Source organism: Idiomarina sp. Sol25 (assembly GCF_033052775.1).
Lineage (GTDB): Bacteria > Pseudomonadota > Gammaproteobacteria > Enterobacterales > Alteromonadaceae > Idiomarina.
In genome coordinates this window covers 1-263 of the sequence record NZ_JAUPEW010000154.1, presented here as the reverse complement: position 1 = coordinate 263, position 263 = coordinate 1, and the positions used below count along the sequence as shown (strand labels likewise).

Annotated in this window: 1 protein-coding gene; it reads left to right on the top strand. The window is 61.6% G+C overall.

Annotated elements, in window-relative coordinates; all coding sequences use genetic code 11:
- Window positions 1–263 (top strand): hypothetical protein (locus tag Q5L94_RS13835; protein WP_317498931.1); only part of this gene is annotated, 263 nt, incomplete at both ends.

Genomic DNA, 263 nt, shown 5'->3' with positions numbered 1-263 from the left:
AAGCAGGTCTTGCTGGTGTGCCTGCTGATCCTGGGACTGTGGCTGCTGGCGGTGTTGCTGAGCTTGCTCCCGGCGGTCAAGGAATACACCAACCAGCCCGTCGCCGATGCGTTCAGCGGCATCAATGCCTTGTTTGCGGGCTGCGCTTTCGGCGGCGTGATCCTCACCATCTGGCTGCAGATCAGCGAGTTGCAGGATACGCGGGAAGAACTGCAGAAAACCGCGCAGGCCAACCTGGAGATGGCGCACGCCAACGTCGCCAT